This is a genomic window from Anoxybacillus sp. FSL W8-0104 (assembly GCF_038004465.1).
GTDB lineage: Bacteria > Bacillota > Bacilli > Bacillales > Anoxybacillaceae > Anoxybacillus > Anoxybacillus flavithermus_G.
The window spans coordinates 1,308,433-1,327,825 of the sequence record NZ_JBBOQU010000001.1 but is presented as its reverse complement, the minus strand read 5'-3'; the positions used below and the strand labels follow the sequence as shown (position 1 = coordinate 1,327,825).

Sequence of the window (19,393 nt, the reverse complement as noted above, 5' to 3'; positions counted from 1 at the left end):
CGCTTTTTTGCATGTTTTCATTATGTGTTTACACAACAAATGGTATATGATGAGAGGTAGAAAAAAGGAAAGGGTGATATCGTGGCTAAACGAATCATTTCAATCGTTGTCGCCATTTGTGTTGCCACAACGATGTTATGGATTTTCGGTTTAATCGTTACTATTCAAGACCAATTTTTTTATGAATCTTCTTCATCAACAAAACAAATCGAGGTGACAAATTCAAACTCAAAACAAAAAGATGCGCTTTCGATTGTCGCTCTCGGCGATTCGTTAACGCGTGGAACTGGAGATGAAACAGGAAAAGGATATGTCGGTCATGTGATGGATGAACTTAAAAAACGAACAGACAAACAAATTCAATTTACTAATTTAGCAATTAAAGGGCAACGGTCTGCACAGCTTATTGAACAGTTGAAACAAAAAGAAGTGCAACGTCAAATAATAGAAGCAGACATCATCTTGATGACGATTGGAGGAAATGATTTATTTCGCGGTGGTGAAGCATTACGCGATTTGTCGACAACACAAATAGAAAAAGAGAAGAAAAAATTTATTGAACAACTAAATACAATTTTCCTACTTATACGTGAGATGAACGAAGATGCACCTGTATTTTATATCGCCTTATACAATCCATTTAATGATTTAGACAACGGAAAAGAAACGTCGGCGATTGTGCGAAATTGGAACTATGCCGCATCCGAAGTGGCCGCCCAATACAAGTCCATCATTTGTGTTCCAACGTACGATTTGTTCGAACTTCAAGTAAACGACTATTTATATACGGATAAATTCCATCCAAATAAAGAGGGATACAAACGAATAGGTGAACGCGTCGCCGCACTTATCACATTAACGGAAGGAGAGAAATAATGGAAGAAACGTTAGTTGTACAAAACGTAAAAAAAACGATTGGAAAAAAAGAAATTATTAAAGGACTTTCATTTTCTTTAAAAAAAGGAGAAGTGTTCGGCTTTTTAGGCCCAAATGGCGCAGGAAAAACAACGACGATTCGTATGCTCGTCGGATTAATCAAGCCGACATCCGGGAAGATTTTTGTTTGCGGATATGACTTGCAAAAACAATTTACAAAAGCCATTCAACATATTGGTTGTATCGTTGAAAATCCTGAACTTTACCCATATTTAAGCGGATGGGAAAATCTTGAGCATTTTGCACGTATGTTGCCATCCATTTCTACAACACGCATTCAAGAAGTTGTTGAGCTCGTCGGCTTACAAAATCGGATTCATGATCTTGTTCGAACATACTCTCTTGGCATGCGGCAGCGTCTCGGTATCGCACAAGCGTTACTTGGAAAACCTACCGTGCTCATTTTAGATGAGCCAACGAACGGTCTAGACCCTGTCGGCATTCGTGAAATGAGACAATTTATTCGTACACTTGCCGAACAAGAACAGTTAACCGTTCTCGTTTCTTCCCATTTGTTAAGCGAAATACAACTGATGTGTGATCGGGTGGCCATCATGTCTAAAGGGGAAATTATTCGTATTGATACAGTTGAACATTTATTGAAAGAACAAGCACGGATATACTGGAATGTTCACCCGATTCATATCGCAAAACAAATATTAAAAAACGAAACAACCGTTCTAGGTGAAAAAGATGACTTCATCGTTACAGTTTACGAATCAAACGAAGTCATCGCCCGTTGTAATGCCCGCCTAATTGAAGCTGGAGTGAGTGTGAGTAGTATTGAGCGCAAACTTCCAACACTCGAAGACTTATTTATCGAATTAACAGGAGGGGAAACGATTGATTAATCTCGTATACAATGAAATGTTAAAAATCGTTCGTAAAAAACGGTTGTTTATTATCGCAGCAATTGTTGCTGTTCTCGTTAGCTTATTTACATATGCGCAATTTAAACAAGTCGAAACGATCCGAGAACGAATCGGAACAACAGATTGGCGCACACAACTACAACAACAAATCATCGATACACAAAATCGGTTAAATTCGACAGGAATTTCTGAAGAGTGGAAAAAATTTCTTAAAATTCGTTTACAACAACAACAATATTATTTAGACAATGACATTAATCCGATGGCACCTGGTGCACCGACGTTTATGCGCATGTTCATCGAAAATTCGATTGAACTGTTTTTGCCGCTTCTTGTTATGGTCATTGCCGCTGACCTTGTCTCGTCAGAAGCAAGCGGGGGAACAATTAAACTATTGTTGACACGTCCTGTGAAACGATGGAAAATTTTAATGAGCAAATATATCGCTATGATTTTATCTACATCCTTTATCGTGTTTTCCGTTGCAGTTTTATCGTATGCCATCTCGGGCATTGTATTTGGATATGGCGGATGGAATTTGCCTCTTTTAACAGGATTTTCGATCCAAGGTGAAGAATTAAATACAGCGGGTGTTCACCTCATTCCTCAATGGAAATACTTACTTATTGAATTTGGACTTGCTTTTTTTGTTGCACTCGTCGTCGGCACGCTTACATTTATGCTTTCCGTGTTGCTGCGTAGCACAGCAGCAGTAATGGGAATCATGCTCGCCGCTCTTATTTCTGGAGCGATTTTATCAAGCATGGTGTCGTCGTGGGAATCCGCAAAATATTTGTTTATGGTCAATTTGCGACTCACAAGCTACGTTAGTGGCATGGCACCGCCTATTGATGGAATGACACTTTCATTTTCGATGACTGTACTAGCCATTTGGGCGCTTGTGGCGCTTATCATTTCTTTTTATGTATTTACGAAAAGGGATGTTTACTGATGAAAAAAAGGTTGTATACCGCGATGGAGAAGTTGCAACAGCGAACGCCAACGATCATGGACTTTGACACATTTGCTCAATATGCCGTACTTCTCCCGCTCGTCCGTCAAAATGACGATATATTTGTTTTATTTGAAGTACGCTCATTATATTTGCGTCGTCAACCGGGGGAAATTTGTTTTCCAGGTGGAAAGATAGACGAATGTGATCAAAATCCGAGCAATGCCGCTGTTCGTGAAACGTGTGAAGAGCTAGGTATTCAAAAAGAAAATATTACACACATCGTCCCGCTTGATTACATGTTGTCGCCTTTCGGTATGGTCATTTATCCGTTTGCTGCGTTTGTAGATATGACGTGCATGAAAATAAATGAAAAAGAAGTGGCAGAAGTATTTACCGTTCCGCTATCCTTCTTTGTTGAAACAAAGCCAGACATATATCACGTTCAGCTTGAACCGAAACCCGAAGAGCATTTTCCATTCGAACATATCCCAGGGGGAAGGCAGTATAATTGGCGGCCGCGACAAATTGAAGAACATTTTTATTATTACAAGGATAAAGTCATTTGGGGACTGACAGCAAAAATCGTTTATCATTTCACCCGACTCATTCAAACAATGGAAGGGGAATACGCATGACAAAACCAGTTGATTTAGGGTTTAGTATTTCGCTTATTGATTTATATGACTTACAAACTGCTCAACGAACAGGAGCATATGTATTTCAAGAGGAAGAAGTGACAATTATTGAAACGAGCGCAAGCCCCTCGATCCCACATTTAATTAAAGGGTTAGAAGCATTGTCCATTAACTTACACGATGTGAAAAATATTATCGTCACTCATATTCATTTAGATCACGCGGGCGGGGCGGGTGTGTTATTGCAGCATTGTCCAAATGCTCGCGTATTTGTTCATCCGAAGGGAATGCGACATTTGGCTGATCCGTCTCGTCTTATTCAAGGAGCAAAAGCGGTTTATGGTGAAAAATTTGATGCGTTATTTGATCCGATCGTTCCAATTCCAGAAGACCGACTGGTCATAAAAGAAGATGGGGAAACGTTACAAATCGGAGAAGATCGTACATTAACGTTTCTTCATACACCAGGGCATGCGAATCACCATTTCTCTATTTATGACGAAAAAAGCAACGGTATTTTTACAGGTGATACGGCAGGTGTTTTTTATCCACAGTTACTTTCATATGACATGGAGTTATATTTGCCATCTACATCACCAAATCAATTTGATCCCGAGGCGATGCTTGCATCCATTGAAAGATTTAAGGCATTACGTCCGGGGCGTATATATTTCGGTCATTTTGGCATGTCGCAACAAGTGCAAACGGTTTGGGAACAGTTGCACTACTGGCTTCCTATTTTTGTTCAAGTAGGCAATGAAGTCTTGAGTGAACAAGCCAATCAATCGTTTACAGAAAAAACCGAGGCCGTTTTCAATCGTTTATTTGAGATCGTTCGCACCTTTTTGCGTAAACAACAAGTACCAGATGATGCTGATGTATATCAACTACTTCAACTTGATTTACAAGTATGCGCAATGGGGCTTGTTGACTATATTGAAAAACAAAAAAGTAATTGACGAAAAATCATGTTTTCGCTATAATTTCTTTGGCACCCCACTGTACGGAGGAGTACCCAAGTCCGGCTGAAGGGGTCGGTCTCGAAAACCGATAGGGGTGTCAAAGCCCGCGGGGGTTCGAATCCCCCCTCCTCCGCCATCTTCCTCTTTCATTCCTTCTTTTGTGACCTTCAACTTTGTTTCTTTATTCCAATTCGTGAGGATGTGACAAATTGAAAAAGTATTATGTCGTTTGGCAAGGGGCGAAAACAGGTATTTTTTCTTCTTGGGACGAGTGTAAACAGTACGTCATTGGCATTCCCGGGGCAAAATATCGCTCATTTTTATCGAAAGAAGAAGCGGAGCAAGCATTTGCATCTGGTCCAATGATGGGTGGCACGAAGAAGAATAAGATCGTCGAACGTTCAATGAGTTATATAGAAGAAAGCATTTGCGTAGATGCAGCATGTAGCGGGAATCCAGGATGGATGGAATATCGAGGGGTACATACGAAAACAGGGAAAGAGTTGTTTCATGTTGGTCCGATGATCGGAACAAACAACATTGGTGAGTTTTTAGCCATTGTACATGGACTAGCGTGGCTACAAAAACAAAACAAAAATTGGCCGATTTATTCAGACTCCGCTACGGCTATCAAATGGGTGAAAGAAAAAAAGGCGAATACAACGCTCGTTCGCAACGCTGAAACAGAACGTGCCTGGCAACTTGTTGAACGTGCTGAAAGTTGGTTGCGCACGCACCATTATACGAATGAAATTATGAAATGGGAAACCGAGCAATGGGGAGAAATTAAAGCGGACTTTGGACGAAAGTAAAAGGAGAGGGATATTAACCTTCTCCTTTTTGCATATTATCGAGTTGTTGTTTTAGTGTTTGTTTATCCAATTGTTCACCAATCACAACAAAATGTAGCGGAACATTCATTTCCTCTTTCATATAGAGCGGTGTACCGTATGCATACTGAAAAGAATAAACCCCACTTGTACGAGTAAAGCGTAAAAACCCTTTCATTCGGTAAATGGTATCAGGTAACTGCCGTACCCATTGTTCGAACACATCTAAATCAATCGGGCTTGTAAATGTATGTACGTATGTTTGAATGCGTAATCTTTCGATGTTCATTCGCTCATGCTCGTTTCTTACCCGCTTCGATAACAAATGAATATCTTCCATTCGTACGTTAGAAAATGTTGTAAAAATTGTACGCGCTTCATTGTTAATCGTTTGTAACTCAAACGACAATTTTGCTTGTTCTTCTGGGTGTAATTCATCTGTCTTATTGACAATTAATACATCCGCGTGACGAACTTGTTCTTTTAATAACATTTGCAAGGGAATGGAGAGTTGTTGACGATTCATCCAACGTGTTGCATCGATTGTCGTGATGATACCTCTCATTTGAAGACGATGAGCAAGTAATGGCGACACACACGCATCGAGCACTTCAACAGGATGCGCTACCCCTGTTGTTTCAATGTAAATGACATCTAATGAATGTTGCTGGAGCAACGAATAAAGCTCTACTTCAAATTGATCTTGAATGGTACAACATACACAGCCGCTTAATAATTCGCTTAGTACAGCATCTTCTGAAACAGCATGTGAGTCAATGGACACTTGGCCAATTTCATTCATCACAACCGCTATTTTTCGTCCTCGTTCTTTTTCACTTTGCAAGAAACGCTTTAATAGTGTCGTTTTCCCGCTTCCAAGAAATCCAGATAAGATGTATATGTCTGTATGTTTCATAAAGATCTCCCTTCTACATGTTCCTTTTTGATCATAGTCAAAAATAATAAATAGCACAAGAAAATATATCGTACATCGATGGACAATTTGCTTAAAACTGTAGATGAGCAAATTTACTAACATAAATTTACAACCAAACAAAAAAGAAGACATGAACCCGATTCCTTGGTTAGAATAGATGTGCCAACAAACCATTCACAAGGAGGTTCATGTCTCATGAATAGATTAGCACATCACCAAGGAATCCACAAGTTTTTGACGATGTTGGGGTTGGCCCTTTATTTCTCGAAACCTGTCATGAAGCATCTCGTTCATATCGTGGATGCGATGATTACAAAGGGCTTTTCGGGAACGCTGACCGATCTACATCATGGGAGTTTTCATCCGAACCATCGCACGACACTGAGCCATTTTTTCACGAAAAGCCCATGGGAGGAAGAGACGCTGCTTCGCAAACTCCAGCAGTGGGTGCTTCATCGTGTCGAACGCAGCTCGAAACGAGAGAATCAACCCATTTTTGTTTCGATCGATGATACGATTTGCCAAAAAACGAAGCCCTCGTCACGGGCAACACACGCCATTCAAGGGTGTGATTGGCACTATTGTCACGCAGAGAAAAAATCGATTTGGGGACATTCTCTCGTTTGGCTCATGGTTCATACGATGACTCAAGCGTTTCCTTTTGCCTTTCGCCTCTACGACAAGACGGCGGGGAAAAGCAAAGGGGAACTCGCGATCGAGATGCTTTCTTCGTTGGATGTGAGTCGCCCCGTTTATGTGCTCATGGACTCTTGGTATCCATCGAAAACCCTCGTGGGAGCCTGCTTGAAAAAAGGGTTCCACGTCATCGCGATGCTGAAGACGAATCGGATTCTCTATCCAAAAGGGACGGCCATTCAAGCAAAAGAATTTGCCAAATCTATGGAGCCACGGGATACCCGCCTCGTCACGGTGGGAAAAGAGCGTTATCGGGTGTATCGCTACGAAGGCGCTCTGAACGGTCTCAAGGATGCCGTGGTGCTGCTCGCATGGAAAGCCGATCAGCCGATGACGCCGAAACATCTTCATTGCGTCTTGAGCACCGATCGCGAGCTAAGCGATGAAGAGATCTTGCGCTACTATGCTGCACGTTGGTCGATCGAATGTTTTTTCCGTCAAGCGAAAGACCAGCTGAAACTCGATGGATACCGCGTTCGCGGGCGTCGGGCGGTGAAACGGTATTGGATCTTGGTGCAACTTGCGTATATGTACAGCATGTTCGAGTCTAACAGTGATTTTTCGGATGGGCTCGATCTCCTGCGCAAGAGAAAAGGACATAGCCTCGTGGAGTTCATTTACCGTGCAGCGAAACAAAATATTCCCATTGATACCGTGAAAAAACAGCTCCACGTGGCATAAGGGGTACCCTGTTTGTCTCTTTTTAAATGGTAATTATTGTAACGAAAATTGCTCAACTACAGTTAAAAGACAAAAAAATGATGCATCTGTCCTTGCATACCTTTTGTTTTCTTTCATATACATATCTTCGTGATCTGTTTGGAAAAATTTTTATCCTGAATCCGTGATGGTTGGAAATCAACTTTGATTTTGGTGTTAGTTCTATGGATATATGATCCATACATCCCTTTTTTTGATGATTCCCTGCACCACTTTCATGTTTGAAAACGAGATAAATCCTCTTTTATGGAGATACAAACCAAAAAAGAGACAAAAAAAGTACAGGGGGGAGTGATGGATATGAGTACCCGAACATCTGTTTGTTATCTTGCCTCTTTCCATTTTTGATACACATTCAGTAGGAGTATACTGTACCCACTCCTTCGCGTCAGTTTCATCCAGATCTGTCGTGATCGGCGGACGAGTCGACCTGCCATCGTGATCACCGTCTGAATGATCGTCTTGATGCGGCGGCGTTTCACTTTATGATGTAATGGATGTCTCGGATCGCTTAATAGATCTTGTCCAATCAGGCGAAGAAGGTTGTACACGAATGCTCCCATGACTAACACGAGCGCATTCGTTTTCATCTTCCCTGATGGAAGTCGCTCTAAATCTAAGTCGCTTTTCAGTTCGCTATGAAACTGTTCGCATGTCGCATGATCGTGATACAATGCGAGCACATCACTCATTCGAACATGCTCGTATCCTTCGAGGCGCACCCAGTAGCTTTCGACTTCGTAATCAGGAACGAGCATCAGCTGTCCATTTCGTTCCATCGTTCGTTCCGTCACTTGGGTGACTTGAACGTACGTATACGTGTGTCCATCGATTGCTGCTGTCTGTGGAAGGCATAACTCATACGTTTGTACTCCTTCTGTTTGTCCATCATCGACGCGTCTGCCCTTTTGCGAAGCGATCTGGAACCAAAGCGCTTTCGATTCTCGGCGTAAGTTTCGCTTGATGACAAAGTCCACGTCTTCCTTTAGACATACGTGCACATTCGCTTCCGCATCGTTCCCTGCATCCATGCGGACAAGCAGACGAGACGAGGTCAGCGGACGAGCTCGACGGATGGCGGTAGTTAAAAACGAAGGCATGTTGTCTTGTACATGTTGTTTCCCTGGACGCAGCTCGGCATGAACGATATACCCTTCCTTCCCTGCGTACGCAAACAACGGCGTAAAACCGTCAAATCCTTTATACGTTCGACTCACTCCTTCTTTTTTCGTATCGGAGTTATCAAATGGGGAAGCATCTATATCAAGGGGAAGCCATGTCGTTTTCCCTTTCGTCCAACAAGCGGACAAGGTAGCGTGTTGTCGAACCAACAGACGCATCGATTCCTCCCAAATGATGGTTTCGGTCATCGGGAGACAAGCGAGCTGATCGAGACGCTGTCGCAACGTTGGGGAGGAAGGTACGTGCCGAATGCCCATTGATGTCGAAAAGATATCGTCCTGACGATACGCTTCGATATGATCAAAATCCGTTTTTCCTGTGGCAAGCAAGCCGATCATCGAGCGAATGACGTCGCTATGGGAAATGTGCACATCTCGACGAACCGTTGGGAGCCGAAGTGCGTTTACTCGTTTATCCAGCTTCGTTTGGTGCAGTAAGTAGCCCACGAGAGCAAGCCCAGCACTTGGAGTAATCGCTTCATCTGTCAATACAAACCGAATCGGGAAATCTTTCATCACATTCACCTACTTGATGAAGAGTCGTCAACGTCGTTTTCCCTTATCGTATCAACGGTTTGCGACCATTGTAAAGATGTTTTGTCACGGATTCAGGTCTTTTTTATCGCTACAAAATATGCACCAATTGTCAAAAGTTCATTAGTCATTGCAGTCAATGCACCGCTCATTACGCTTTTATCTGCGTTGTTTTTAAAAGAAAAATTGAACAGAAGAAGCGTACTAGGAATGTTTCTTGCAGTATTTGGAGCTATATATATTATTACAGATGGTCATCCTTCTGTGCTTATTGACATAGGATTCTCCCCAATCGATCTCGTGCTAGTGGGGGCATGTCTTAGCTGGAGTACATACTCTGTCATCGGAAAAATCGCGATGAAAAAGTTTAGTCCTCTTGCGGCAACAACATATGCAACAGGTTTTGGGACGCTATTTCTAGCGCCGTTTGCGCTATATTATACTTCCTTCGCATCCATCGAAGCGAGCGGATGGGATGTTTGGTTGAGCGTTCTATACGTTGCTATTTTTGTTTCAGCGATCAGCTTTGTTTGGTGGTATAACGGCATTCAAAAAGTAGGTGCTTCAACCGCCTCTGTTTTCATTAATGTCATGCCTATTTCTGCTACTGTGATGGGTACGATGTTTTTTAATGAACATTTGACATTCACTCATATTATTGGCGCAGCGTTTGTCTTTAGTGGTATTTTACTTAATATTTACAGCAAACAAGAAAACATGGTGTTTTCTCTCAACAAAAAAGAAGCAAACACATAAATTTTTGTAAATCGTGACGTTTCTTCTATCGATGGTATTTTTACATGAAAACATGTCGTCTATTCAAATGATTGGGGGACTGATTGTGTTGAGTGGAGCTATGCTTGTTGTCACAACAAAAGAACTTAAACCAAAGAAAAAATCGATCTCCATCAGTACGTGATGGAGGTCGATTTTTCAAAATGGCAGGAATATTGCCTATCGTTATCTAATTCCAATAAATGTTTCTTTATAGTAGCGAGGAGGATTGTTGTGAACCAAAATGTAAACTCCCCGTCGGTGGCGCTAGTGACAGGAGCCTCAAGCGGGTTTGGACTACTCGTCAGTGTTGCACTTGCGCGTGAAGGATATCAGGTCGTTGCTTCGATGCGAAACATGCAAAACAAAGAAATGCTTACAACCGTGGCGTCTGAAGCCGGCGTGTACGATCGGATAGAAGTCATATCTCTCGATGTCACCGATTTCGCTACGGTGGAATCGGTCGTGAATGATGTAACTAATCGCTATGGACGAATCGATGTATTAGTTAACAACGCAGGGTTTGCCGTTGGTGGTTTTGTCGAGGAACTCTCAATTGAAGAGTGGGAGCGTCAATTTGCGACGAACTTTTTTGGGTTAGTTGCCGTCACAAAAGCTGTTTTGCCGATTATGCGAACGCAACGTAGCGGTAAGATTATCAACATTAGTAGCATTAGTGGACGAGTCGGTTTTCCGGCGATGGGGCCATATGTCGCTTCAAAATTTGCTGTCGAAGGATTTAGCGAATCGCTTCGTTTAGAAATGTTGCCGTACGGAGTACATGTCGTCTTAATCGAGCCTGGGTCATTCAAAACAAATATTTGGTCGAAAGGACTTCAAGGAGTGTCCGTCCGTTCCGATTCACCATATGCAAAAGAAATGAAAACCATTGTGCAATACGTGAATCGAGTAGCTAAAACAGCACCACCCCCTGACGAAGTCATTAGGCAAATCATTAAAGCCGTCCAATCGCCGACTCCTCGTTTGCGTTACCCTGTAGGGAGAGGAGTCAAACTGACGTTAATGCTGAAAAACTGGTTGCCATGGAAGTGGTGGGAGCGGATTTTCCTGAAAACGTTTAATAAACAGAAATAAGCACAACCTTCATGTAGAGTTGTAGAAAACATACATTTGGAAGTAGGAGTTTTGTCAATTTTAGCGAAATGATGTGTAAAATCGTTGGGGATTGATCAACAAAATGCTTTAGACCAAGAATTAAGCAGGTGGCGAAAGAGATGGGAAATGTTTATTTTTTTCACCGGATTTCCGGGATTTATTTCGTCGATGTTGCTTGAGAAGTTTGTAAAGAAGGGGGAAGAGGAATGATTGTTGAGATGAAAAATGTTTCATTTATTAGAGAAGGGCGCGTCATTCTAGACCGTCTACATTGGGAAGTGCAAGAAAATGAACAATGGGTCATTCTCGGGTTAAATGGTTCAGGAAAAACATCGCTACTTAATATTTTATTAGGTTATGAATACCCATCAAAAGGAGAAGTTTCCGTATTAGGGCACCGATTTGGAAAAACAAATTTGCCAGAACTCCGCAAACACATCGGGTTTGTAAGCAACTCGTTTGAGAGATTTCAACCTACATTAGAATCGGAAACGGTGGAAGAGGTAATTGTTAGCGGAAAATTTGCTTCGATTGGGCTGTATGAGCCTGTCACAGTCGAAGATTTTCATCAAGCCGAACAATGGATGAATGTCTTTCGAATTGGTTACTTAAAAGGAAAAACGTATCGCACCTTATCGCAAGGAGAAAAGAGAAAGGTACTGATTGCTCGAGCACTAATGGCAAAGCCAAAGCTACTCATACTGGATGAACCAACCGTAGGACTAGATATGTTAACACGAGAAGAACTTTTAGCACTCATTAAAGACGTTATCATGAAAAAAGTATGCCACGTGTTATATGTCACACATTATATTGAAGAAATCATCGAAGAAATGACCCATGTTTTATTATTAAAAGATGGAAAAATTATAGCAGCCGGACAAAAAGAAAAAATACTCACTGACGATTATTTGTCAGAAACGTTTCAAATAGATGTGCACGTCCGTTGGGAACATAATCGGCCGTGGGTATCGATAAAAAAAGCCCTGCACTTCAGTAAATAGGAAAATAAAGGAGGACGAAAGGCGTAAAATGAATGAGAAAAGGGAGGAAAATTTCACTTCAATGTCCGTAAAGAAGCCAACAAATATACTAGAGAAATTACAAGCGCGATTAAGTCATCGGTTTGCGATTTTGGAAGAAGACATCTTTCATCTTATAAAAGAAGAATTGGTGTCGTTAGAAATTACGCCCGAACCTTTTCGTACAGTAAAGGACGTTTGGGACGATATAGATCTGTATTGTTTCGATGAAAATTTATTCAATCGATGCGAAGAGAAAATACAAACGTTTCTTTATGACCTACTTGCTGATTGTGTGAGGGAATTAGGAGTGGACGAAGTACGTACGTATCTCATCACCCAAGGGTGGTCAAATGAGGTAGAAGAAATGGACATGGAAGACCTTATTTATGGGGTAAATGAGCTATTAGACTGGGAAATTGAAGAAATCACATTGGATTTGCTTGAGCATTTTGGCCAGTATGAATTGTCATTTCTCTATCGCAAAGAATATCCGTTTCAACAGTTATGTAAACAAATAGAAAAACCAGTGGATTTGCATTTTTTGAACAATGCTCTATCTTCTTGGTTATTTGCAAGAAAGGAACAGATAAAAAAACAAATTCAAGAGGAGTACGGGGAAATGCTGTTAGATGATTCATTAAAGATAACAGCTTTTTCGAGCGAGAAGCTAGTACAAGCCTTTTTTGGTGTGGTGGATGAAGAACACCTAGCACAAATAGTTAAATACGTAGAAACAGAATTGACGAACGAAATAAAAACTCGCTTCCAAGCCTTTCTTGCCATTCGTCAAACATCTATATGGAAAGTTTGTGAATCCATTATTGATCAACACGTAGGCATATGGCTCCATGAAGTAAAAAAAGAAGCAAAAGCCCTGTACGATGAATGGGAGGAGCTCTGTCGCTTGCTCGAGAATAGTTGTTCTAAAGAGATGATAATAATTCTTGATAAAATGCGGCACTATCCGACTTTTATAAAAGAAGTGGATAAAAAACGAAGAACGAAAGAGGAATACGAAGCGATTTTATCTAAAATTGCGTATACGTATGTACAGTTGCTAAACGAAAAATATCAATGTTCAATAGAATGGAATCCACAGAAAATGAACCGCTGGTTGAGTACGTGGTTTACATCAATGGAGGAATTTGAACGCTCGTTTCTTCATTCTAAAGAGTTTAACCGCCACTTAAAGGCGATAAGCAAGCAAATTTTTGACCACCCTTTATCACTTTCCGCTTCATCGGTTCACAAAAAATATGTCGTTCATGTCGGTCCGACTAATTCTGGAAAGACATATGATTCGATGCAACGGTTGCTTCAAGCGAAAACAGGGATGTATTTAGCCCCATTGAGATTGCTTGCGTTAGAAAAGTTTGAAGAGATGTGTTCCCACGGTATTGCATGTGCCTTAATAACAGGGGAAGAAAGAAAAAATGTACATGGCAGTACACATATAAGCGCAACGGTCGAGTCGGTGAATGTCAACGAGGAATTTGAAGTTGTCGTTATTGATGAATGTCAATTATTAGCGGATGAAACGAGGAGGGCTGCTTGGGTCAAAGCGATTATCGGGGCGAAAGCGAAAGAAATTCATTTGGTTGTTGCACCGCATGCTGTTGGCTTGCTTCAAACACTGCTAACTTACCATCAGTTTGATTTTGAAGTAATCGAACACAAACGTACCACTCCACTCATTTGGGAAGAAAAGGATTTTTCTTTTCCAAATGACTTGCAAAAAGGAGATGCACTTATTGTTTTTTCAAAAAAGAACGTTCTCCATGTTGCCGCTTCACTCGTAAAACGAGGATATAACGTCTCGGTTTTGTACGGAAGCATGCCTCCTGAAACAAGAAGAAAACAAGTCAGGCAATTTCGGAAAGGGTTAACCGATATATTAATAGCAACCGATGCTATCGGCATGGGAATGAATCTTCCTATTCGAAGAGTCATCTTTATGGAAAGTAAAAAGTTTGATGGGAAAGCCGTTCGAACGTTAAAAGCAGAAGAAGTACAGCAAATCGCAGGACGAGCAGGAAGAAAAGGAATATATGAAGAAGGGTTCGTCTGCGCTATGGTAAATCGAAAAAAAATAAAAAAGTTGTTAGAGGCGCCGGTAGCTCCTATTGAATATAGTTTTCTCCCTATATCAATCGAATCACTAAAAAAATTTCCTTACGAATCATTCGATTTATTCAAACGGGCATGGAGCTTTTATCAAAACGAATTAAAAGAAACGCCTTATCGTGTTCGTGAAATAAGCGAATGGGAAAGAAAAATGTTCGTTTTAGAGAAAGCATTGAAAAAGATGAAGATCGAACTTCCTCTTTGGAAGAAATTATCTTTCTGTTTCGTTCCGTTTTCAATCGAAGAAACGAAGATAACAGATTGTTGGCTAACGATGATTAGAGAATATTTAACGGAAGGGAAGGTATCTCTGCCGCCTATCCTTACGTCGGTCGATGCAATTGATGAATTGGAGAACGGCTATAAACAGCTTATGTTATTTACGTCATTTGCTTATTCTCAATCGTTGTCTTTTAACGAAGAAGAGGTTTTTGAACTAAAAGAAAAAATTTCTGAAAAAATATTTGAAGTACTATCTAAACATTTGATACGCTATATGAAAAAATGTAAAATTTGCAATCAGGAATTGCCTTGGGATTTTCCATATCCACATTGCCATCATTGTCATGAATATATGTATGTGGAGATGTCTTTTTAATTTGCTGCTTATCTTTCTAGGAGAATTTTTCATAAATGAACAATATAAAAACTTATTTCCTTCTATATAAAAGCGGATGAGATAAAAATAAGCTGTTGAGCTTGTGTCAACAGCTTATTTTCTTCTAGCTACTAATTTCCGAGAGACAGTTGCCATGATACACCGTATCGGTCTTCTACCCATGCAAACTTAGTACAAAGTTTATACTTAAATTGGAAGTGAGGTCATTCAATGTATCGGATTAGCGAACTAGCCAAACGGTGTGGCGTGAATAAAGAAACGATCCGCTATTATGAAAAGCGACAGCTACTTCCACTCCCTATGCGAACAGAAGCGGGGTATCGTTTATATTCAGATGCAGATGCAAAGCGCGTCCAATTCATTAAACGTCTGCAACAACTCGGATTTTCTTTAACGGAAATTCATCAGCTACTTGGCATTGTCGATCAAGATAAGGAAAGATGCGCGAATATGTATGTGTTTGTATCGAAAAAAGTGGAAGAAGTGCAAAAGCAAATCAAAGACTTGCAGCGAGTAGTACATGTGCTACAAGACTTGCAGAAGCGGTGCCCGGACGAAAAAGCGTTATACGAGTGCCCGATGATTGAAATGCTAATTGAGGAGGAATTTTCAACATGAAAAGATATATGATGCTCATTGAAGGAATGACGTGTCCAAGCTGTGAAAAACATATTGCTTCGATTCTTAAACAAATCGGCGCAAAATCCATTGATGTTAGTTTTCGTCGTAGAGAAGCGGTGTTTGAACTTCCTCATGCCAACGTGGAAACGGCAAAACAAGCCATAACTATGGCTGGTTATGAGCCGATAGAAGCAGGGGAAGTTGATGCAACAAGAGAATATGACTACATCATCATTGGCTCTGGTGCTGCCGCTTTTGCGTCGGCAATCGAGGCAAGCAAGTACGGGGCGAAAGTTGTCATGATTGAAAGAGGAACGATAGGAGGAACATGCGTTAATATCGGCTGTGTCCCTTCAAAAACGTTGCTCCGGGCAGGAGAAATAAACTACTTAGCAAAAAATCATCCGTTTCTTGGGCTGCATACGTCTGCAGGAACGGTCGATTTATCTGCACTAATCGAGCAAAAAAATGAATTAGTGCGCGATCTACGCCAAACGAAATATGTAAATCTCATCAACGAATATGGATTTACGCTCATACAAGGAGAAGCGGTATTCTTAGACGAAACGACAGTAGAAGTCAATGGGAAAAAATTATCAGCGAACCGCTTCCTGATTGCCACAGGTGCTTCTCCGGCAGTTCCTAATATTCCTGGGCTTGCGGGTGTGGATTACGTCACAAGCACGACGCTACTTGAACGAAAAGAAGTACCGAAACGATTAGCGGTCATCGGTTCTGGTTATATTGGTATCGAACTCGGCCAACTGTTTCATCATCTTGGTTCTGGGGTCCCACCAACAAAAAGCGCAAAACATACGCTAAGCAAATTTCGACATGAATAAAGCCGAGTTTTCCTACGCTAAGGAAATTTCGGCTTTTATTTTTATTGAATAAGAGGGCGCAGTGAATTTAAACTAGCTATTTTCTTCATATCAAAGGTGTATTCACCAAGAAAATTGATATGCTCCCATCCTAATGGTGAAATATGTTTTAGCAAGTCTTCTCGCAAATCTCCTTTTTCCTTCAACAAATTTATTGCTTCGGTAAGGTATACGGTATTCCATACACTAATGGCATTAATTATAATGTTTAAAGCACTTGCACGTTGAAGTTGATCTTGTAGTCCTCGTTCTCGTAATTCGCCTCGTTTTCCAAAGAATAACGCTCTTGCCAAGCCATTCATAGCTTCTCCTTTATTTAATCCTCGCTGAATACGCCTACGTAGGGCTTCATTAGATATATAATCTAAAATAAAAATAGTCTTTTCGATTCTTCCCATTTCTCGTAAGGCAGTAGCTAACTTGTTTTGTCTTGCATATGACCCTAATTTCCCCATAATCAGCGAACCAGACACTTTTCCTTCTCGAATCGAATGGGCTAAACGGAGCACATCATCAAAGTTTTTTTGAATAATCTTTGTGTTAATTCGCCCACGAAGTAATTTTTCTAGATCAGGAAAATCACTTGGCTTTTGAATGGTGTATAGTTTAGCATCAGCTAAATCACGAAGTCTTGGTGCAAAACGAAAACCTAACAAATGACTTAAACCAAAAACTTGATCGGTATAACCAGCCGTATCAGTATAATGCTCCTCAATATTTAATTCGGTTTCATGATGAAGCAGTCCATCGATGACATGTACAGCATCTCTTGCATTTGTATTAATGACTTTCGTATAAAAAGATGAAAATTGATCACTCGTAAATCGATAAATGGTTGCCCCCTTCCCTGTACCATAATGAGGATTTGCCTCGGCATGTAACGATGAAACTCCAACTTGTACTCGCATTCCATCAGATGAAGATGTGGTGCCATCTCCCCAATAAGAGGCTAAAGCAAGTTTGTGTTGAAAATTTACCAAAGTTTCCTGTGCTCGATTTATAGCATCATCATACAATCGCCATTGTGCGGCATTGGCCATCTGGTGATAAGTAATTCCAGGTGTAGCATCTGCCATTTTAGTCAACCCAATATTCGTTCCCATCGCCATAAGTGCAGCCATCAAAATGACCTTTTCCTCTCCCTTCGGAGGGCGATTGGTGGAAGCGTGTATTAACATTTCATCAAATCCTGTCCAGTGTGCTACTTCCATTGAAAGATCAGTGAGCTTAATTCTTGGAAGCATATTATATAAGGATAAACTGAAGGTTCGTGCATCTTCTGGGGTATTCTTTTCTAAACGATCCACTCTAAGTTTTGCTTTTTCTATATTTACTCCTTCAAGACTATCAAGGTTATTTGAAATCCATGTAAAGCGTTCAGCTAGAGCCTTTCTTCTTTCTTCAAGATATTCCTCTGCTGATGAACGAACTGCCAGTCTAGTTTCCTTTAAATTGGTTGTTGTCCATTCATCTTTGGGAACAAGGTAATCCTCAAAGTCTTTATGGAGCCTACTACCGACTACAGATACGTCTCCTGAACGAATATGATTTTTTAATTCCGTTAGGGCAGCCATTTCATAATAATGTCGATTAATAATTCCTTCCTCGTCATACACATGCTTTTCCCATCGTTTTGGGACGAAATCTAACGGAGCTCCATCTGGTACTTTTCTTTTGCCGGATTTATTCATCTCGTTCAATGTTTTTAATGCACGTAATAATGGTTCTGCTGCTTTTGTAGAACGAAATTCTAACGATTTCAGAAGAGCAGGGGTGTACTTTCTCAAATAAGTAAATCGATTCTCTAGCAAATCAAGGTAATCATAATCCATTGGTCGGGCTAATTTTTTTGCTTCTTCAACGGAAGCAACGATTTTATCCCAAGGCATTACCTTTTCAATGGTGCTAAATGGATCAAGTCCTTCATCTCGTGCTTGGGTAAGTGCAGCCCCAATATCTGCAAAATGAACAACTTTTTCATTAACTGCTTTTCCATTTTCCCTTTGCATTTCCTCTTGTGTTTTACGGCCTTTCGATTGTAAAATCATCATTTGTCGATCATGAATTTCAATTGCTTGGTCAATTAAATCCTGACTTAGTGTTACTAGGTATGCTATAAGAATGGCATATTTCTTATTTTCTTTAAATCTACGAAATGAATGAGGTTCATAACGAGCCCCAATGCGAGATAATTGAAGTAATCGATTAGGATGAACTTCATTCATGTTTAATGGGAGTTTCAACTCTCGAATATATTCTAAACGTTCTATTACTTTCAGAAAGGCATCGGGTGATGATTGGCCGGGAAGTTCTCTCAACCATGCTAATGGGGTTTTCCTGCTGTCCACAAAAGGATCTATAAGTTGATCCAATTTATGTTTTTGCCACACTGAAAGAGTGGCAGTTAAGGTTTTAAAAATCTTTTCCTCTGCCCTACGACGAGTTTCCCACACGAGTCGCTCTATTGTAGTCACTCCAGGAAGAATTATTTTTCGATTCCTAAGTTCTTCTTGAACAGTTCGAAGCAGATACATGGAATTTCCATTTTGAAGAGCATGTTTCAAAAGATACTGAGCTAATTCCCGATATGTACTTAAAGAAAAATTCTGATATCCATATACCTGTCGAATTTCTTCCATATGTTCATGCTTGGTTGGGTCACGTTGGGCATATAAAGAGAAAGAATCAGGATTAGCATTGATTTGTTTAGCTATATATTGGATTATATAATCTGGTATAGGTTCAACGTCTGTGAGAGACCATCCGGGATAGCGCAGTACACATAATTGGACAGCAAATCCCAAACGATTATGATCTCTTCTATGCCTTTTAATAATCTCTATGTCATATTGAGAAAAAGTATAGTAGGTTTCTAGTTCCCGTTCGGTCATATCAGCCGGAATTCTTACAAATTCTGCTCTTTGATCAGTTGTAAGCAGTTCCTTTCCTCTTGATGCCATTTCCTCCCGTCCCTT

14 protein-coding genes, 1 tRNA gene and 3 pseudogenes are annotated in these 19,393 nt (G+C 40.6%); 14 read left to right on the top strand and 4 right to left on the bottom strand.

Going from position 1 to position 19,393, the window contains the following annotated elements; translation table 11 throughout:
• Positions 1 to 81: 81 nt before the first annotated feature.
• The 7 genes from NST18_RS07085 to NST18_RS07055 all read left to right on the top strand — a co-directional run bounded on the left by NST18_RS07085 (position 82) and on the right by NST18_RS07055 (position 5,172).
• Positions 82 to 876 (top strand): SGNH/GDSL hydrolase family protein, encoded by a 795-nt coding sequence (locus tag NST18_RS07085; protein WP_004890386.1) that lies wholly within the window; start codon positions 82 to 84, stop codon positions 874 to 876.
• Positions 876 to 1,787, top strand: coding sequence for an ABC transporter ATP-binding protein (locus tag NST18_RS07080; protein WP_004890389.1), 912 nt, complete (start codon positions 876 to 878; stop codon positions 1,785 to 1,787). Before NST18_RS07085 ends, NST18_RS07080 begins: the two co-directional genes overlap by 1 nt.
• The gene (locus NST18_RS07075; RefSeq protein ID WP_004890391.1) at positions 1,780 to 2,760 is read left to right on the top strand and encodes an ABC transporter permease; all 981 of its coding nucleotides are present in this window, start codon (positions 1,780 to 1,782) and stop codon (positions 2,758 to 2,760) included. Before NST18_RS07080 ends, NST18_RS07075 begins: the two co-directional genes overlap by 8 nt.
• Positions 2,760 to 3,398 carry an NUDIX hydrolase gene (locus tag NST18_RS07070; RefSeq protein ID WP_004890393.1) on the top strand — a complete coding sequence of 213 codons (639 nt, stop codon included), beginning with the start codon at positions 2,760 to 2,762 and terminating at the stop codon, positions 3,396 to 3,398. The genes NST18_RS07075 and NST18_RS07070 overlap by 1 nt, the downstream gene beginning before the upstream one ends.
• The gene (locus NST18_RS07065) at positions 3,395 to 4,357 is read left to right on the top strand and encodes an MBL fold metallo-hydrolase (protein WP_064221406.1); all 963 of its coding nucleotides are present in this window, start codon (positions 3,395 to 3,397) and stop codon (positions 4,355 to 4,357) included. The genes NST18_RS07070 and NST18_RS07065 overlap by 4 nt, the downstream gene beginning before the upstream one ends.
• 46 nt (positions 4,358 to 4,403) lie before the next feature.
• Positions 4,404 to 4,496 (top strand) — tRNA-Ser (locus NST18_RS07060).
• A gap of 73 nt (positions 4,497 to 4,569) precedes the next feature.
• Positions 4,570 to 5,172 carry a ribonuclease H1 domain-containing protein gene (locus NST18_RS07055; RefSeq protein ID WP_064221407.1) on the top strand — a complete coding sequence of 201 codons (603 nt, stop codon included), beginning with the start codon at positions 4,570 to 4,572 and terminating at the stop codon, positions 5,170 to 5,172.
• Positions 5,173 to 5,185: 13 nt separating this feature from the next.
• Here the strand turns inward: NST18_RS07055 and NST18_RS07050 are convergent, their stop codons facing one another.
• Complete coding sequence (locus tag NST18_RS07050; RefSeq protein WP_064221408.1) at positions 5,186 to 6,106, bottom strand: CobW family GTP-binding protein; 921 nt, start codon at positions 6,104 to 6,106, stop codon at positions 5,186 to 5,188.
• Positions 6,107 to 6,322: 216 nt separating this feature from the next.
• Between NST18_RS07050 and NST18_RS07045 the strand changes: the two genes are divergently transcribed.
• Positions 6,323 to 7,504 (top strand): IS701 family transposase, encoded by a 1,182-nt coding sequence (locus NST18_RS07045; protein ID WP_340721308.1) that lies wholly within the window; start codon positions 6,323 to 6,325, stop codon positions 7,502 to 7,504.
• 362 nt (positions 7,505 to 7,866) lie between these two features.
• On the opposite strand, the gene NST18_RS07040 is transcribed toward NST18_RS07045, so the two are convergent.
• Positions 7,867 to 9,240: an IS1380 family transposase gene (locus NST18_RS07040; RefSeq protein WP_088223305.1), complete on the bottom strand. Its 1,374-nt coding sequence runs from the start codon at positions 9,238 to 9,240 to the stop codon at positions 7,867 to 7,869.
• A 99-nt stretch (positions 9,241 to 9,339) separates the two neighbouring features.
• Between NST18_RS07040 and NST18_RS07035 the strand changes: the two are divergent.
• The 4 genes and pseudogenes from NST18_RS07035 to NST18_RS07020 form a co-directional block, all read left to right on the top strand.
• Positions 9,340 to 10,014, top strand: a pseudogene (locus NST18_RS07035) (DMT family transporter); the annotation flags it as partial.
• 252 nt (positions 10,015 to 10,266) lie between these two features.
• The gene (locus tag NST18_RS07030; RefSeq protein ID WP_004890406.1) at positions 10,267 to 11,127 is read left to right on the top strand and encodes an oxidoreductase; all 861 of its coding nucleotides are present in this window, start codon (positions 10,267 to 10,269) and stop codon (positions 11,125 to 11,127) included.
• A 227-nt stretch (positions 11,128 to 11,354) separates the two neighbouring features.
• On the top strand, positions 11,355 to 12,152 hold the full coding sequence (locus NST18_RS07025; protein ID WP_004890407.1) for an ABC transporter ATP-binding protein: 798 nt from the start codon (positions 11,355 to 11,357) through the stop codon (positions 12,150 to 12,152).
• 61 nt (positions 12,153 to 12,213) lie between these two features.
• Positions 12,214 to 14,895, top strand: a complete 2,682-nt coding sequence (locus NST18_RS07020) for a helicase-related protein (protein WP_340721307.1) — start codon at positions 12,214 to 12,216, stop codon at positions 14,893 to 14,895.
• Between the two features lie 131 nt (positions 14,896 to 15,026).
• Here NST18_RS07020 and NST18_RS07015 read toward each other — a convergent pair.
• Positions 15,027 to 15,089, bottom strand: a pseudogene (locus NST18_RS07015) (VOC family protein); the annotation flags it as partial.
• 37 nt (positions 15,090 to 15,126) lie between these two features.
• Here NST18_RS07015 and merR point away from each other — a divergent pair.
• Entirely contained in the window at positions 15,127 to 15,534 is a 408-nt protein-coding gene (merR, locus tag NST18_RS07010; protein WP_004890413.1) for an Hg(II)-responsive transcriptional regulator, read from the top strand.
• Positions 15,531 to 16,376 (top strand): annotated as a pseudogene (locus NST18_RS07005) (FAD-dependent oxidoreductase); the annotation flags it as partial. The gene merR and the pseudogene NST18_RS07005, both read left to right, overlap by 4 nt.
• A 44-nt stretch (positions 16,377 to 16,420) precedes the next feature.
• Here NST18_RS07005 and NST18_RS07000 read toward each other — a convergent pair.
• Positions 16,421 to 19,378: a Tn3 family transposase gene (locus NST18_RS07000; RefSeq protein ID WP_004890417.1), complete on the bottom strand. Its 2,958-nt coding sequence runs from the start codon at positions 19,376 to 19,378 to the stop codon at positions 16,421 to 16,423.
• Between the last annotated feature and the right edge of the window lie 15 nt (positions 19,379 to 19,393).

What these genes read in the sequence shown, in the direction of transcription:
- NST18_RS07045 (WP_340721308.1), top strand. Translation starts at nt 6,323, where the DNA reads ATGAATAGATTAGCACATCACCAAGGAATCCACAAGTTTTTGACGATG.
- NST18_RS07000 (WP_004890417.1), bottom strand. Translation starts at nt 19,378, where the DNA reads ATGGCATCAAGAGGAAAGGAACTGCTTACAACTGATCAAAGAGCAGAA.
- NST18_RS07050 (WP_064221408.1), bottom strand. Translation starts at nt 6,106, where the DNA reads ATGAAACATACAGACATATACATCTTATCTGGATTTCTTGGAAGCGGG.
- NST18_RS07070 (WP_004890393.1), top strand. Translation starts at nt 2,760, where the DNA reads ATGAAAAAAAGGTTGTATACCGCGATGGAGAAGTTGCAACAGCGAACG.
- NST18_RS07040 (WP_088223305.1), bottom strand. Translation starts at nt 9,240, where the DNA reads ATGAAAGATTTCCCGATTCGGTTTGTATTGACAGATGAAGCGATTACT.
- NST18_RS07080 (WP_004890389.1), top strand. Translation starts at nt 876, where the DNA reads ATGGAAGAAACGTTAGTTGTACAAAACGTAAAAAAAACGATTGGAAAA.
- merR (WP_004890413.1), top strand. Translation starts at nt 15,127, where the DNA reads ATGTATCGGATTAGCGAACTAGCCAAACGGTGTGGCGTGAATAAAGAA.
- NST18_RS07020 (WP_340721307.1), top strand. Translation starts at nt 12,214, where the DNA reads ATGTCCGTAAAGAAGCCAACAAATATACTAGAGAAATTACAAGCGCGA.
- NST18_RS07065 (WP_064221406.1), top strand. Translation starts at nt 3,395, where the DNA reads ATGACAAAACCAGTTGATTTAGGGTTTAGTATTTCGCTTATTGATTTA.
- NST18_RS07025 (WP_004890407.1), top strand. Translation starts at nt 11,355, where the DNA reads ATGATTGTTGAGATGAAAAATGTTTCATTTATTAGAGAAGGGCGCGTC.